This is a genomic window from Roseburia sp. OM02-15 (assembly GCF_003481835.1).
Classification (GTDB): Bacteria; Bacillota; Clostridia; order Lachnospirales; family Lachnospiraceae; genus Eubacterium_I; species Eubacterium_I ramulus_A.
On record NZ_QULX01000019.1, the window covers coordinates 1 to 16,904 of the forward strand.

The 16,904-nt window shown below is 43.0% G+C and carries 11 protein-coding genes; 7 read left to right on the plus strand and 4 right to left on the minus strand.

The window, feature by feature from the left end; all coding sequences use genetic code 11:
* Window positions 1–126: 126 nt before the first annotated feature.
* Window positions 127–384, minus strand: coding sequence for a TIGR03905 family TSCPD domain-containing protein (locus tag DXB15_RS13830; RefSeq protein ID WP_109215326.1), 258 nt, complete (start codon window positions 382–384; stop codon window positions 127–129).
* A 200-nt stretch (window positions 385–584) separates the two neighbouring features.
* Between DXB15_RS13830 and secA the strand changes: the two genes are divergently transcribed.
* Complete coding sequence (secA, locus tag DXB15_RS13835; RefSeq protein ID WP_109215328.1) at window positions 585–3,149, plus strand: preprotein translocase subunit SecA; 2,565 nt, start codon at window positions 585–587, stop codon at window positions 3,147–3,149.
* 157 nt (window positions 3,150–3,306) lie between these two features.
* On the opposite strand, the gene DXB15_RS13840 is transcribed toward secA, so the two are convergent.
* Both DXB15_RS13840 and DXB15_RS13845 read right to left on the minus strand, forming a co-directional pair.
* Window positions 3,307–4,764, minus strand: coding sequence for a HAMP domain-containing sensor histidine kinase (locus tag DXB15_RS13840; RefSeq protein ID WP_118703284.1), 1,458 nt, complete (start codon window positions 4,762–4,764; stop codon window positions 3,307–3,309).
* Window positions 4,748–5,458, minus strand: a complete 711-nt coding sequence (locus DXB15_RS13845; protein WP_118703285.1) for a response regulator transcription factor — start codon at window positions 5,456–5,458, stop codon at window positions 4,748–4,750. Before DXB15_RS13845 ends, DXB15_RS13840 begins: the two co-directional genes overlap by 17 nt.
* A 210-nt stretch (window positions 5,459–5,668) precedes the next feature.
* Here DXB15_RS13845 and DXB15_RS13850 point away from each other — a divergent pair, with 210 nt between their 5' ends.
* Together DXB15_RS13850 and DXB15_RS13855 are read left to right on the plus strand one after the other, a co-directional pair.
* Window positions 5,669–6,469 (plus strand): glycogen debranching protein, encoded by an 801-nt coding sequence (locus DXB15_RS13850; protein ID WP_118703286.1) that lies wholly within the window; start codon window positions 5,669–5,671, stop codon window positions 6,467–6,469.
* A gap of 264 nt (window positions 6,470–6,733) precedes the next feature.
* Window positions 6,734–6,931: a DUF6472 family protein gene (locus DXB15_RS13855; RefSeq protein WP_109215329.1), complete on the plus strand. Its 198-nt coding sequence runs from the start codon at window positions 6,734–6,736 to the stop codon at window positions 6,929–6,931.
* A gap of 174 nt (window positions 6,932–7,105) precedes the next feature.
* Here DXB15_RS13855 and mgtE read toward each other — a convergent pair whose 3' ends face one another.
* Complete coding sequence (gene mgtE / locus DXB15_RS13860) at window positions 7,106–8,500, minus strand: magnesium transporter (RefSeq protein WP_118703287.1); 1,395 nt, start codon at window positions 8,498–8,500, stop codon at window positions 7,106–7,108.
* 747 nt (window positions 8,501–9,247) lie between these two features.
* Here mgtE and DXB15_RS13865 point away from each other — a divergent pair.
* The 4 genes from DXB15_RS13865 to DXB15_RS13880 all read left to right on the plus strand — a co-directional run bounded on the left by DXB15_RS13865 (window position 9,248) and on the right by DXB15_RS13880 (window position 16,625).
* Entirely contained in the window at window positions 9,248–9,979 is a 732-nt protein-coding gene (locus DXB15_RS13865; RefSeq protein ID WP_118703288.1) for an alpha/beta fold hydrolase, read from the plus strand.
* A gap of 155 nt (window positions 9,980–10,134) precedes the next feature.
* Entirely contained in the window at window positions 10,135–12,117 is a 1,983-nt protein-coding gene (gene uvrB / locus DXB15_RS13870) for an excinuclease ABC subunit UvrB (RefSeq protein ID WP_118703289.1), read from the plus strand.
* A 147-nt stretch (window positions 12,118–12,264) separates the two neighbouring features.
* Window positions 12,265–15,090 carry an excinuclease ABC subunit UvrA gene (gene uvrA, locus DXB15_RS13875; protein WP_118703290.1) on the plus strand — a complete coding sequence of 942 codons (2,826 nt, stop codon included), beginning with the start codon at window positions 12,265–12,267 and terminating at the stop codon, window positions 15,088–15,090.
* A gap of 539 nt (window positions 15,091–15,629) precedes the next feature.
* The gene (locus DXB15_RS13880; RefSeq protein WP_021740650.1) at window positions 15,630–16,625 is read left to right on the plus strand and encodes a rod shape-determining protein; all 996 of its coding nucleotides are present in this window, start codon (window positions 15,630–15,632) and stop codon (window positions 16,623–16,625) included.
* Window positions 16,626–16,904: the final 279 nt, after the last annotated feature.

Sequence of the window (16,904 nt, forward strand, 5' to 3'; positions counted from 1 at the left end):
TTTAAAAGAAAAATGGTGCTGGATATAACACCCAACACCAAGTTTGTCTACAGTCTGAGGCATCTAACAGATACAAATTCTGTCAGATGCTTTTTAGGTTCTTATTTAGTTGCCCTAATAGTATTCTTATGCGTTCTGTGCCTCTAACGCTGCGCGACAGGCTTTGGCAAGCTGATCACCACAGGAAGTCGGACGACCGGAACATGAAATACCGGAAAGTTTTTCTTCTACCTGTTCTACGGTAAGTCCCTGAACAAGTTTCGGGATTGCTTTCAGGTTACCGTTGCAGCCGCCGGTGAATTTTACATCTTTTACAACGTGTCCATCCAGCTCTACTTCGATCATAGTGGAACAGGTTCCTTTAGTTTTGTATAAATAACTCATAATGAAATCCTCCTTTTGTATATTCAATTGACAAGTATAGCATAAAGAAAGCAAATTTGTATACAAAAAACGGTTCGTTTATAAAAAGTTCACAAATCGTTTACTGCTTTGTGTATTGTGTGAAAATCTATTCAGTGGTAAAATAAGAGAGTATGTTTGACGGTTTTGACCGTAGAGAAAGAAAGGTACAGGATAAATACATGAGTATTATAGAAAAAATTTTTGGAACCCACAGTGACAGAGAGCTGAAGTCTGTCAATGCGATTGCTGACAAGATTGAAGCACTTCGCCCACAGATGCAGGCATTATCTGATGAGGAGCTGCGTGGAAAGACAAAAGAATATAAAGAAAGACTTGCAAAAGGAGAGTCTCTGGACGATCTGCTTCCGGAGGCATTTGCAACCGTTCGTGAAGCTGCAAAACGTGTGCTTGGTATGGAGCATTACCGTGTACAGCTCATCGGTGGAATCGTTCTTCATCAGGGACGTATCGCTGAGATGAAGACTGGTGAAGGTAAGACACTTGTTTCCACATCTCCGGCATATCTGAATGCGTTGGAAGGAAAAGGTGTTCACATCGTTACAGTCAACGACTATCTGGCAAAGCGTGATGCTGAGTGGATGGGAAAAGTACATGAGTTCCTTGGACTTACCGTTGGCGTTGTTTTAAATGATATGGATCATGATGAGCGTAAGAAAGCATATGAGTGCGATATTACTTACGTTACCAATAATGAACTTGGTTTCGATTATCTGCGTGACAACATGGTTATTTACAAAGAGCAGCTGGTTCAGCGTGATCTGCATTATGCGATCATCGATGAGGTTGACTCTGTTTTGATCGATGAGGCACGTACACCGTTAATTATTTCCGGTCAGAGTGGCAAATCCACAAAGCTGTACGAAGCATGTGATATTCTGGCAAGACAGATGAAACGTGGTGAGGCAAGTCAGGAATTTTCCAAAATGGATGCCATTATGGGTATTGAGATCGAGGAGACTGGTGATTTCATCGTAAATGAGAAAGATAAAGTGATCAATCTGACACAGGAAGGTGTCGAGAAGGTTGAGAAATTCTTCAAGATCGACAACCTTGCAGATGCAGAGAATCTTGAGATTCAGCATAATATTATCCTTGCCCTGCGTGCGCACAACTTAATGCACCGTGATCAGGATTACGTTGTTGCAGATGACCAGATCCTGATCGTTGATGAGTTTACCGGACGTATCATGCCGGGACGTCGTTATTCTGACGGTCTGCATCAGGCAATTGAGGCAAAAGAGCATGTAAAAGTAAAACGTGAGAGCAAGACACTTGCAACCATCACATTCCAGAACTTCTTTAATAAATATAAGAAAAAAGCCGGTATGACAGGTACTGCCCTGACAGAAGAAAAAGAGTTCCGTGATATCTATGGCATGGACGTTATCGAGATTCCGACCAACCGTCCGATCGCACGTATTGACAGAGAAGATGCTGTATATAAGACAAAACAGGAAAAATTCGAAGCTGTTGTAAAGGAAGTTGTGAAAGCGCATGCAACCGGTCAGCCGGTTCTGGTTGGTACGATTACCATTGAGACTTCCGAACTTTTAAGCAGAATGTTGAAAAAAGAAGGCATTCAGCACAGCGTATTGAATGCGAAATTCCATGAACTTGAGGCAGAGATCGTTGCTCAGGCCGGTGTACATGGTGCGGTTACCATCGCAACCAACATGGCAGGTCGTGGTACGGATATCAAGCTGGATGATGAGGCAAAAGCTGCCGGCGGTCTGAAGATCATCGGTACAGAGCGTCATGAGTCCCGTCGTATCGATAACCAGCTGCGTGGTCGTTCCGGTCGACAGGGAGATCCGGGTGAGTCCCGTTTCTACATTTCTCTGGAAGATGACCTGATGCGTCTGTTTGGATCTGAGAAACTGATCAACATGTTCAATGCCATCGGTGTTCCTTATGGTGAACAGATTGAGCATAAGATGCTTTCCAACGCGATTGAGAAAGCGCAGGAGAAGATCGAGGGTAACAACTTTGGTATTCGTAAAAACCTGCTGGAGTACGATCAGGTTATGAATGATCAGAGAGAGATCATTTACGGTGAGCGTCGTCGAGTACTGGATGGAGAAAACATGCGCAATGCCATCTACAAGATGATCACAGACCGTGTAGAAAATACAGTAGATCGCTGTGTATCAGATGAAGAGGATAAGAACTGGGATGTTGTAGAATTAAATGAATTACTGATCCCGGTAATTCCTATGCAGCCGTTAGCAGATGATGAGATCCAGAGCCTGAACGCAAATGAGTTAAAACATATGCTCAAAGAGCGTGCAGTAAAATTATACGAAGCAAAAGAAGCTGAGTTCCCGGAGGCAGAGATGATCCGTGAGCTGGAGCGTGTTGTTCTGCTGAAAACTATCGACCGTAAATGGATGGATCACATTGATGATATGGAGATCCTTCGTGAAGGTATCGGTCTGCAGGCTTATGGACAGAGAGATCCGCTGGTTGAGTACAAAATGGCAGGATTTGAAATGTTTGACGATATGACCGCAAGCATTCAGGAAGAAACGATTCAGATGCTGTTCCATGTAAAAGTTGAGCAGAAGGTAGAGCGTGAGGAGGTTGCCAAAGTAACCGGAACAAACAAAGATGATTCCACACAGAGAGCACCAAAGACACGTGAAGCGAAGAAAGTATATCCGAATGATCCGTGCCCATGCGGAAGTGGTAAAAAATACAAACAGTGTTGCGGAAGAAAAGCATAAATACATCGTTGCTTTGAGTGGCTTTTATACATCTGTAAATGATAGACAATAATAGATTGTTTTCAGAGTGAGTGCTAACAATGTGGCAGTTGTATGAACTGTATAAAATTGCAGAATAATATGTGAAATAGGAAAATGGCATCTGATAGTTGTATCATCAGGTGCCATTTTTGTGCGAAAACACAGGAAGCGTTACGCTCACGATAAATTGTTTTTCATCTGTTTGACGGAAAGCCAGTGTGCCATGATGCAGTTCGGCAATTTTTTCTGCACTTTTCAAACCGATCCGATTACTTTCAATGTCGGAATGAACCGGTTTTACCGCGTTAGAAAGTATGATCTGACAGGCGCTATTTCTCACAAAAAACTGCAAAGTAACCGGTTCTGATTTGTCTCCATATTTTAAGATATTGGAAAACAGATTTTGAAATAATCGTTTCAGGGATGTTTCGTCCCCATTAATTTGCCCGGATATGGGGGCAAAGGTTTCCAATGTCTGAAATCCTGCAAGGTGAAGAAAATCCAGATGTTCCGTGAGGGTAAGCTGAAGATCCGTGAGAGGAATCGGTGTCAAAACAGGGGATTGTGGTGGTTCATAAACCAGTGAGTATTCAAACATACGGTCAGTGAGCTGCTGGATGTCCTCTGTTTTTTGCAGACAGCGTCGGATGTATTCCGATTGCTGATCCGGATTGCGCCCAAGAGCCAGAATATCCAGGTAACCGTGCAAAATAGTCAGCGGTGTGCGCAAGTCGTGGGACATGGCGGTGATGAGATCCTGATTGGCACGGCGGCTTTCTGTTTCCTGCTGTATGTTGGTGTACAGCGTACTGCGCATCTGGTCCAGTTCCCGTGCCAGAATGCCAAGTTCATCATTTCCCATGGGACGGATTGGTTGATGTAAGTCACCACCGGACATTTGCAAAATGTGGTCTTTTAGAATCCCGATGTCCTGCACTTTTTTTCGTAAAAACAAAAGTGGCAGCAGCAACAGCAGAAAGAGAGCAACTCCGATGGAAAACAGGAACCATGGAATGGTCAGCTTGGAGTTATGGAAACTGGAAACATAAAGTTTGCCGGTTTCATTTTTGAAATCGATATCTATTTCGAAATAATCTTCAATCCCATTCAGTGGTACCACCTTTGCATAATTACTATATGTGATCTGAAAGATCATCTGGGTAAAGAAGTTCCAGTTTTTATTGTGAATGATGTCAGCGGTATGCTGTGTGCGAAAGTATTCGTCATCACTACCGTAAATGGCAATGCCGGTGTAGGAATCCAGAGAATCAAAAAATGATGCGAACGCATCCTGTTCCTGTTTATTGTTTTCGGAAGAGGGCAGATCATAGTTTTTTGCACGTTCTGTAAGATCTTTTTTCAGTGCATCCCGATCCAGATCCATACCAGGGATATGACGGACAATTTTCCATGCACAGGGCATCATATGCCAGGTCAGGGAGAATCCGCCAATTGCAAGCAGGAAGGAAAGCAGGATGGTTACAAGAAACTGCAGGCGGATCCGTGGAATTTTCCAGAGCGGATTTTTGTCGTGGAGGATAGAAAAATGGTTTGCATGAGATAGTATCTTTTTTCGGTTAACTTTCTTTGTCACAGCGGTAGCCCCTTCCCCAGACAGTTTTGATCAACGTTGGATTTTTCGGATCATCTTCAATTTTTCGCCGCAGATTTCGAATATGAACCATGATGACGTTATTTGCTCCATAGTAATAAGGTTCGTTCCAGATGGATTCGTAGAGATGCTCCGTGGAAAAAATCTGACCCTGATGCGTCAGCAATAAGCGCAGGATGGAATATTCCGTATCTGTCAAATCTACAGGAATCTCATTTTTCGTAACTTCCTGAGTCTGTTCTTTCAGTATCAGCTGCGCATACGTGATGGTGGAAGTCTGTGTGAGAACTGTTGGTTTTCCCTGATATACCTGATATCTGCGAAGCAGGGCTTTTGCACGGCTTACCAGTTCGGCATAAGAAAACGGTTTTGCCAGATAATCGTCGCCACCGCTGGAAAACCCAAGGGTTTTGTCACTTTCCTGTGTGCGGGCACTTAAGAAAAGAATCGGTGCATTGCTTATTTTGCGTATTTCCAGACAAGTCTGATAGCCGTTGAGTCCCGGCATCATAATGTCCAGAATGATCAGATCAAAAGAAGTCTGCCTTAATAACATAAGTGCCTGATGGCCGTTGGCAGCTTCGTGAACCTGATAGCCTTCACCGGAGAGGAGAATCTGTATGATTTCCCGGATTTCAGGATTGTCATCGACGATTAAAATATCTGCTTGTTCCATGATGGTAGTTGTCCTTTGAAAAATATTTTTATGTAATGGTTAAAATCAATAAGATAATTATAGCATAGTATAGGAGGACATCGTGTTTTCTTAAGAAAGATTCAGAAAAAAATGTCCTAGACAAGATAGCTGAAAATAGATAAAATAATAATTAGGTAAGACCAGCAGACCAAAAAACAAAATGTCAGCTGGCAAAAAGGAGAAAAGATTATGAGTGAAACTGTAAAATATGTAGCAAACGGCGGACAGACTTATCTGCCATGTCAAGACAATGTAAACGTACCCTTTGTAGCATACGAGAAACCGGAAAAACCAAACCCATTACTGCCGGAACTGGAATTAAATCAGGATGCCATTGACAAAGGTTATGTACTTCCGTCACAGAAGCAGCATTTTCTTCCGGGTATAACATCCGAGATGATGGACTGGTTCTGGGCAAACATGGAGAAAGGTTACTATCTGTGGGCTCCGGGTTCTCACAAGAAATTTACATGGGTAAAAACTCCGGTAGAGTATGGTATGGAAGCTTCTGTCCATATGATCTCTGAGGCATGTGAGCCGGGCGCAGCTGTATTTGGCGGCGAAGGCGTAGAGATTCACAGACTGGCATTGAAAGATTTCTTCCCATTTACTACATGTCTGAAACATGTAATCTGCGAGGGTGTATTCAATGATCTTGGTGAATTGGTAGATTCTACGGTTCATATGTGGGAAGATGTAGAAGGCGGCTGCGTACATATCACAGCAACAGTACAGAACTCCAAAGTATCTGCACCGCCATCATTTATCATTGATATTTTGAAAAAAGATCCGAATGCGAAGATCGTACCGAATTTCCTGACAGAGCATGAGGATTTTGAGGCAAGCCAGTGGCCGGTATTTTTACCGAAATTATATGATCTGTGGAAAAATCATCCGGATCCGTCCCAGAACGTACAGTGCTGTCTGGAAGTAGAGAAAACAGCAGAGGGATGGCGTTACATCAAAGAAAATGGTCCGGTGAAATTATAAAATATATCTGTAAAAATGCTTTTCTGTGGATATTTGAAGCCGTAAATGCTATAGTATAATTTAACCGAATCAAGTAAGTCCCCTGCTTCAATTGCGAAAAGCAATAAGCAGTGGGTGGGGACTTGCTTGTATCAGGAGGAGTGCATGCTCCTTCTGATAAACTGCGGAGCAGTTATTCGGTTATGAGCAAGTAGCGAAGCGGATTGCGAATATCCGCTTGACCAGAATGGAAAGAACATTATATAAACAGGATTGAGGCAGAATATGAGTGAAAAGCAGAAACGCACAGGATCAAATTGCGAATACTGTATGAATTATGAATATGACGAAGATTATGAGTACTATGTCTGTACCCAGGATCTGGATCAGGATGAGATGTATCGGTTCATCATCGGGCAGTTTCGGGAATGTCCGTATTATCGCCCGGGAGACGAGTACAGTATTGTAAGAAAACAGATGTAGTCCGAATAATAGTAAGGAATACAACGATATGTAAAAAATAAGACAGTTGTACGCTGAGAAATACTCAGTATACAGCTGTCTTTTTATATGATTTTGTTTGCTTTTTGTAGAAACAAATTTTATCATCCTGTTGTACTTATTAATCATGTAGTCATGATGAATGGCGTATGTTTTTTAAATTATATGCAGTACATGGATCAGCAGCAGCCATGCAAGTCCGTAGTAAGTAACAACGGCAACCAGATCGTTGACAGTTGTGATCAACGGACCGGAAGCAACTGCCGGATCGATTTTGATCTTGTGAAAGAACATCGGGATCAATGTGCCGACCATGCTGGAGATCACCATGGCTACCATCAGGGAAAATCCAACGCAGCCGGAGATCAGGAATGCATGTCCCATCGGATAATTTTTTAACACACAGATGTACAGACCGATGAATACGAAGGAGAGGATTCCAAGGAAAAGTCCATTTAAGAATCCGACTTTCATCTCCTTCAAAACAAGACCAAATTTTTGTTTTGCAGTTAATGTTTCATCAACCAGTACACGGATGGTAACAGCCAGAGACTGGGTACCAACGTTTCCAGCCATATCAAGAATCAGGGATTGGAAACACATAACGATCGGCAGTACAGCTACGACTGTTTCAAATACGCCGACCACGGAAGATACTGCCATTCCGAGAAAAAGCAGGATGATCAGCCATGGCAGACGTTTTTTGATACTGGTGGATGTTTTCTCATGCAGATCTTCTTCAGCAGTCAAACCAGCCAGTTTTGCGTAGTCCTCACCCATTTCATCATCGACTGCTTCTACGATATCCTGAGCAGTCAGAATACCGATCAGTTCTCCAGTTTCGGTCAGAACTGGCAGAGAATCTTCGGCGTAATCTTTAATCGTTTCGATGCAGTTTTCAATTTTTTCATGATCTGTTACATATGGATAAGAAGTACTGATGATGTCTTCCAGTTCATCGTTTTCTCTGGCGATGATCAGATCCTTCAGATCAATGGCGCCGTAAAATTTATCGGCATCATCTACTACGTAAACTGTGGAAATATTGTCATTTTCGCCTGCCTGTTCTACCAGTTCACGCATAGCCTGACGGACAGACAGTTCTTTTCTGATGGCAACAAAGTTCGTTGTCATCATACTTCCGATTTCATCCTCATCGTAGGAGAGAATCAAATGGATGTCATGACTGGAATCAGCATCCAGCAATTTTACGATTTTTTCTTTTGCGGATGCTTCCATCTGTTCCAGTACATCTACCGCATCATCAGAATCCATGTAGGATACGATTTTTGCAGCCTGATTGACACTGAGCTCTGACAGATACTGTGTCGGTGTCTCCAAGTAGGAAAAAATTTCCGCAAGACGTTTGGCACCAAGCACCGGATACAGTTTCTTGCGCTGCTGTGGTGACAGCAGTTCTAACGCATCTGCAATATCTCTTTCATGATAATCATTCAGCCGATCCAACAGGACCTCATTTTTTAACGGGCTCTGAATGATTTTCAGTAATTCTTCTGCGTAGTTTGGTTTGATGTTTAATGTTTTTTTCATCTCATTTCCTCCTGACAGCCCTCAGATACTTAGATACATTTGTCAACTTTTAAAGGCAAAATGGTAATGCACTGGTAATAAAGTTGTGTACCTCTGAAAAAAGGGCATAAAAAATCACCGCTTTACGAAAGTCCGAAAGCAAACGTTACAGTTACTACTGTGCAGTATAGGAATCCTTTGTGCGGTGGGAGTAAATTGAATAAAGTTATAGGGATTAATACGCAGTTCAAGTGAGAAAATGAATATGTAACATATATAAATTAAATTAAAATGAACTGACGTTCCGTATAGTTTTATATCAATCTTATATTCGGTTGGAAATGAAAATGCAGGGATCAGTGAATTACATGGAACAGCTGCATAATCAGTTTCCATTGTCTGCCACCGCAGATCATACTTCGTCCTGTACTATCACAATTGTCCATGATCACACCTCCTGTTAAAATTTCAGAATGTTTTCTGTGGATGATACCAGTGTTTATTTGCCTGTTTATTATGTGGCAAAATTGAACCGTGTTTTATAAAAAACTTTTAGAAAACATAAATCTGATGTATTATGAATCAAGGTTGTTTGAAAGGTCATCCTCTCAAAACCTTGGTCAGTTTAATACGAAAAAATGCATTCGTCAAGAGAAAAAAATAAATTTACGGAATTTTTACAACAATTTTAAGAAATGATGGGTATGAAAAAATTAAGATTGTTGAGATTGACTAAAAAAGAATTAGCAGACAGGAAAGGAAAAGAAAATGAGAAAGAAGAAAAGCAGAAAAAGATTAAAAAGGGCAAGTTTGATCGGCCTGATTGTGATAGTGGCTTTGGTCATCGTGTCCCTTGTTTATGTAAGCAATTATTATCATGTGCAGGATCGGCAGGCGGCGCTGGAGAGCACAGATGATGTAAAGGTAGAGGAAGCTGAGTACGGCTACTTTTTCGATGGACCGGGCAATGATACAGCCCTGATTTTTTATCCGGGAGCAAAGGTGGAAGATTTAGCGTACGCAAGTTTGCTGAAACAGCTGGCTGTGGACGGAATTGATTGTTATCTGGTGCATATGCCGGGCAATCTGGCGTTTATGGGGATGAATCGTGCAGATAAAATTATGGAAACTTACAGTTATGATCACTGGTATCTGGCAGGGCATTCTCTGGGAGGGGCGATGGCAGCCGTTTATGCAGATAAGAACAGTGAAAAGCTGGATGGACTGATATTTTTGGCTGCGTATTCCACAAAAGATTTGTCAGACACAGATCTGAAAGTGTTGTCTATTTATGGAAGCAACGATGGAGTTGTGAATATGGATAAGGTGACGGAAGGACGAAAGTTGATGCCGTCTGTTTATGAAGAATTCTGCATCCAGGGCGGTAATCATGCGGGATATGGAGATTATGGTGCGCAGAAAGGCGATGGAGAAGCGGATATTTCGGCAAAAGAGCAGCAGGAAGAGACTGCGGAGAAGATCGTGGAGTTTTGCGAGTAGAGTAGGTGGAATATGAGAAAAAAGTACAGAACAAACATTCGATTTGCTCTGTACTTTTTTCTATATGAATGATATACTAATCGGGTAACAGTACTAAGAAAGTAAAAACATGACAGCTATTTACGATATAAATCAGATTTACTCAGGAGGTCTGCATGGATCATTTTGAATTAGTCTCACAATACAAACCAACCGGCGATCAGCCGCAGGCAATCGCGGAACTGGTGAAAGGTTTCAAGGAAGGAAATCAGTTTGAAACCCTGCTTGGTGTCACCGGCTCTGGAAAGACATTTACCATGGCGAACGTCATTCAGCAGTTGAACAAACCGACGTTGATCATTGCACATAATAAGACATTGGCGGCACAGCTTTACGGGGAAATGAAAGAATTTTTTCCGAACAATGCCGTTGAGTATTTCGTCTCCTACTATGATTATTACCAACCGGAAGCCTATGTTCCGTCTACAGACACATATATTGCAAAAGATTCAGCAATTAACGAAGAAATTGACAAGCTGCGTTTGTCTGCTACAGCCGCACTGACGGAGCGCAGCGACGTCATCATCGTATCTAGTGTTTCCTGTATTTATGGTCTGGGAAGTCCGGTGGACTATCAGAACATGATGGTTTCCCTGCGACCGGGCATGGAGCGTGACCGGGATGATGTGATCCGTCAGCTCATTGACATTCAGTATATGAGAAATGATATGGATTTTCATCGTGGTACGTTTCGTGTGCGCGGCGATGTTCTGGAGATTTTTCCGGCAAACAATACGGATACGGCAGTTCGGGTAGAGTTTTTCGGAGATGAGATTGACCGAATCACGGAAATCGATGTGCTGACCGGAGAGATCAAGAGTCGACTGGAGCACTGCGCGATTTTCCCGGCTTCTCATTACGTTGTTCCACAGGAAAAAATCAATCAGGCAACGGTCGAGATTGAAAAAGAGATGGAAGAGCGTGTGCGTTATTTTAAAGGGGAAGATAAGCTGATCGAAGCACAGCGTATCGCAGAACGTACGAATTTTGATATTGAAATGTTACGTGAAACGGGATTTTGCAGCGGTATTGAGAATTATTCGAGACATTTGGCAGGACTGAAGCCGGGAGTTCCACCTTATACGCTGATCGACTATTTCCCGGATGAATTTCTGATCATTGTGGATGAGTCACATATTACGATTCCACAGGTGCGAGGCATGTATGCGGGTGACCAGTCGAGAAAATCGACGCTGGTTGATTATGGTTTCCGTCTGCCATCGGCAAAGGATAACCGTCCGTTGAACTTTGAAGAGTTTGAGAGCAAGATTGATCAGATGCTGTTTGTTTCCGCAACGCCGAATGTATATGAGAAAGAGCATGAATTGCTGCGTGCGGAGCAGATTATCCGTCCGACCGGTCTGCTGGATCCGTATGTAGAGGTTCGGCCGGTAGAGGGACAGATTGATGATCTGATTGGTGAGGTAAATAAGGAAACTTCGGCAGGTCATAAAGTTCTGATCACGACATTGACGAAGAAAATGGCAGAGGATCTGACGGATTATATGCGAGAAATCGGTATCCGTGTCAAATATCTGCATTCTGATATTGATACTTTGGAGCGTGCGGAGATTATCCGTGATCTGCGTCTGGATGTGTTTGATGTACTGGTGGGAATCAACCTTCTGCGAGAAGGACTGGATATTCCGGAGATTACGCTGGTAGCAATTTTGGATGCGGACAAGGAAGGATTCCTGCGTTCTGAGACATCTCTGATTCAGACGATTGGACGTGCAGCGCGAAACAGCGAAGGACACGTTATCATGTATGCGGATACGATCACGGATTCCATGCGTTTGGCTCTGGATGAAACGGAGCGTCGTCGTGCGATCCAGATGGCATATAATGAAGAACATGGAATTACACCGAAGACGATTCAGAAATCTGTGCGTGATCTGATCAGTATTTCTAAAAAGGTTGCTCAGGAAGAGGTACGGTTTAAGAAAGATCCAGAATCCATGAGTAAGAAGGAACTGGAAAAACTGATCAAAGATGTGGAGAAGAAGATGAAAAAGGCAGCAGCAGAACTGAATTTTGAAGCTGCCGCGCAGCTGCGTGATCAGATGGTGGATCTGAAGAAAATGCTTCAGAATGCTTAAGATTCCTAAAATACAAATAGTATTTTTGCAGAATTACATTTTATGAAACGAATTATGAGTAATCTATGAAAAATAGTTATGATACATGTAGCATAAAGAAATAAAAAACGTGAATACTAGAAAGCGAAAGAAAAGAGAACAACAACTATGGCACAACAATACATTAAGATCAAAGGAGCCAATGAGCATAACCTAAAAAATATTGATGTCACGCTGCCAAGAGATAAGTTTATCGTATTGACCGGTCTGTCCGGTTCCGGTAAATCCTCTCTGGCATTTGACACGATTTATGCAGAGGGACAGCGTCGCTATATGGAATCCCTGTCCTCCTATGCCCGTCAGTTCCTTGGACAGATGGAAAAACCGAATGTGGAGAAAATCGAAGGACTGTCTCCGGCAATTTCCATCGATCAGAAATCAACAAACCGAAATCCGCGTTCTACTGTTGGAACCGTGACGGAAATATATGATTACTTCCGATTACTGTATGCAAGAATCGGTATTCCGCATTGCCCAAAATGCGGAAAAGAAATTAAAAAACAGACCGTTGATCAGATGGCAGATCAGATCATGCAGCTTCCGGAACGGACGAAAATCCAGCTTCTGGCGCCGGTAGTTCGTGGCAGAAAGGGTACGCATCAGAAACTGTTAGACAGCATCAAACGCAGTGGTTATGTACGTGTACAGATTGACGGGAGTGTGTATGAACTGACAGAGGAGATCAGTCTGGATAAAAATAAAAAGCACAATATCGAGGTTGTAGTAGACCGTCTGGTAGTAAAGGAAGGCATTGAAAAACGTCTGGTGGATTCCATTGAAAATGTACTGGAACTGGCGGACGGACTGATGACCGTGGATGTGATCGGTGGAGAGCAGATCCAGTTTTCCCAGAGTTTTTCCTGCCCGGACTGCGGCATCAGTATTGGTGAGATAGAACCGAGAAGTTTTTCCTTTAACAATCCCTTTGGCGCCTGCCCGGAGTGTTTCGGACTTGGCTACAAGATGGAATTTGACGAGGATCTGATGATTCCGGATAAACATTTATCATTGGCAGAAGGTGCGATTCAAGTGATGGGATGGCAGTCTTCCAATGATCCGTCCAGCTACACTTACGCGATTTTGAAAGCATTGTCAGAAGAATATGATTTTGACCTGAATACACCATACGAGGAATTGCCGGAATCTGTGCGTAATGTGATCTTACATGGAACGGATGGAAAAAAATTAGTGGTACATTATCGAGGACAGCGCGGCGTCGGTGTTTATGATGTGGCATTTGAGGGACTGATCCGCAACGTGGAACGCCGCTACCGTGAGACCGGATCGGATCTGACCAAGCAGGAATATGAGACATTTATGCGGATCACACCGTGTAAAGCCTGCCATGGACAGCGTCTGAAAAAAGAATCTCTGGCAGTTACCGTTGCAGATAAAAATATCCATGAGATTACTTCCATGTCCGTAAAAGACCTGTGCGCATTTTTGGAAGATTTACAATTGACCGAGCAGCAGCATCTGATCGGTGACCAGATTTTAAAGGAAATCCGTGCCCGTGTTGGATTTTTGAAAGAAGTAGGACTGGAATATCTGACCTTGTCGAGAGCAACGGGTACTTTGTCCGGCGGTGAGGCACAGCGTATCCGTCTGGCAACCCAAATCGGTTCCGGTCTGGTTGGTGTGGCTTATATTCTGGATGAGCCGAGTATCGGTCTGCATCAGCGTGATAACGATAAACTGCTGGCAGCGTTGAAGAATCTGAAAGATCTTGGAAATACATTAATTGTAGTAGAACATGACGAAGATACCATGCGTGCGGCGGACTATATCGTGGATATCGGGCCGGGAGCCGGAGAGCATGGCGGAGAAGTAGTGGCAGCCGGTACGGTTGACGATATTATGGCATGTGAAAAGTCTCTGACGGGAGCGTACTTAAGCGGCAGACTGGTGATCCCGGTGCCGAAGGAACGTAAGCAGCCGACAGGATTTATCACAGTACGCGGAGCGCAGGAAAACAACCTGAAAAATATCGATGTAAAAGTACCGCTGGGCGTTATGACCTGCGTGACAGGTGTGTCCGGTTCCGGTAAAAGTTCTCTGGTTAATGAGATTTTATACAAACATCTGGCAAGAAGCTTAAATCGTGCAAGATGCATTCCGGGAAAACACAAAGGCATTGATGGATTAGAGCAGCTTGATAAAGTCATCTGCATCGATCAGTCTCCGATCGGAAGAACTCCGCGTTCCAATCCGGCAACTTATACCGGTGTGTTTGACCAGATCCGTGATCTGTTTGCGGCAACACCGGATGCTAAGGCAAGAGGATACAAAAAGGGCAGATTCAGCTTTAACGTCAAGGGCGGACGATGCGAGGCATGCTCCGGAGACGGAATTTTAAAGATTGAAATGCACTTTTTACCGGATGTGTATGTTCCGTGTGAAGTGTGCCAGGGGAAACGCTATAACCGTGAAACTCTGGAAATTAAATATAAAGGAAAAAGCATTTATGATGTGCTGGATATGACAGTGGAGGAGGCATTGACATTTTTTGAGAATGTCCCTTCCATTCAGCGTAAGATTCAGACGTTATATGATGTAGGACTTTCCTATGTGCGTCTGGGACAGCCATCCACAACGTTATCTGGAGGCGAGGCACAGCGAATCAAACTGGCAACAGAGCTGAGCAAGCGTAGCACCGGAAAGACCATCTACATTCTGGATGAGCCGACGACGGGATTGCATTTTGCAGATGTACACAAATTGATCGAGATCCTGCATCGTCTGACAGACGGCGGCAATACGGTGGTTGTTATTGAACATAATCTGGACGTGATCAAGACAGCGGATTATATCATTGATATGGGACCGGAAGGTGGCGATGGCGGTGGAACTGTCATTGCGGAGGGGACACCGGAGCAGGTGGCAGAAAATTCGATTTCCTATACCGGAAAATACGTGAAGAAATATCTGAAATAATAAACGAATAAATAAAATCAAGAAACTGTGCTGCCATATATTTTCGTAATGAAGACTTTAAACAGCACAGTTTTCTTGTTTGCGCGAGTATGATTGCGAAGCAATAATTTCTTTGCATGCGAGTATGCATAAAAAGGCACCGCGTTTTGCGGTGCCTGAACTTTCGGGGAGTACTTCCCGGACTTGGGGAATCCGGGAAGCTTGAGTTATGAAAAATTTATTATAAAAAGCAAAAGCCTTTTATAATCGATTACGAGTGTTAGTATAAAAAGAGAATGTGTCCATTCTGTGATTAAATTGCGAACATTTTAGAAAAAAAGAATTACTTTTCCTAAAAAACTATTAAGAATTGGTTAATTCATCGTGGATTTCTCTGAAAAGGAAAAAAAGGCTTTGAAAAATGCAATTATTTGTATATAATAAAAACACGTATGCCGGTTCATATTTCGAAAGACGATTTAGTTTGGTTAAATTAGAAATAGAACTTTATTATAGAGACAGATAAAATACGAGGATGAAAAGGGAAAGGAGACAAAAAGATGATTTCAACAGATATTGGAATTGATTTAGGTACAGCAAGTATTCTTGTTTATGTCAAAGGCAAAGGCGTTGTTTTAAAAGAGCCATCCGTTGTTGCATTTGACCGCGATACAAATAAAATTAAAGCAATTGGTGAGGAAGCAAGACTGATGCTTGGTAGAACACCGGGAAATATCGTAGCAGTCAGACCGTTGCGTCAGGGTGTTATTTCTGATTATACAGTAACAGAGAAAATGATGAAATATTTCATTCAGAAAGCAGTTGGCAAAAAGAGCTTTCGTAAACCACTGATTAGCGTCTGCGTACCGAGTGGTGTCACAGAAGTTGAGAAAAAAGCAGTAGAAGATGCGACATTTCAGGCAGGAGCAAGAGATGTAAAAATTATTGAGGAGCCGATCGCAGCTGCAATCGGAGCCGGAATCGATATTTCCAGACCATGTGGAAACATGATCGTAGATATCGGTGGTGGTACTGCAGATATTGCAGTTATTTCACTTGGCGGAACCGTAGTAAGTACTTCTATCAAAATTGCCGGAGACGATTTTGATGAAGCGCTGGTTCGTTATATGAGAAAGAAACATAACCTTCTGATCGGTGAGCGTACCGCAGAAGATATCAAAATTAAAATCGGTACATGTTATCCGCTTCCGGAGCCGATGACTCTGGACGTAAGAGGACGAAATCTTGTCACAGGTTTACCAAAGACCGTAACTGTTTCTTCTGAGGAGACAGAGGAAGCATTACGCGAGGCAACGATGCAGATCGTTGATGCAGTGCACAGTGTTTTGGAGAAGACACCGCCTGAGCTGGCAGCCGATGTTGCAGATCGTGGAATCGTCCTGACCGGTGGTGGAGCATTACTTCGCGGTCTGGAGGAATTGATTGAGTCACATACTGGCATTAATACAATGACAGCGGAAGATCCGATGACCTGTGTGGCAATCGGAACCGGAAAGTATGTAGAATTTCTTTCAGGTAAGAGAGACGAGCAGTAAGTAAGAGATAGAGAGGGAGACAGTCAGCAGGTGCAGACTGTCTCTTTTTAACCGAATCAAGTAAGTCCCCTGCTTCAATTGCGAAAAGCAATAAGCAGTGGGTGGGGACTTGCCTGTATCAGGAGGAGTGCAAGCTCCTTCTGATAAACTGCGGAGCAGTTATTCGGTTATGAGCAAGTAGCGAAGCGGATTGCGAATATCCGCTTGACCAAAATTGAGGAAGTCACCTGCTTTTATTGCGTAAAAATAAGCAAGCAGTGTGGACGGATTGCGAGTATC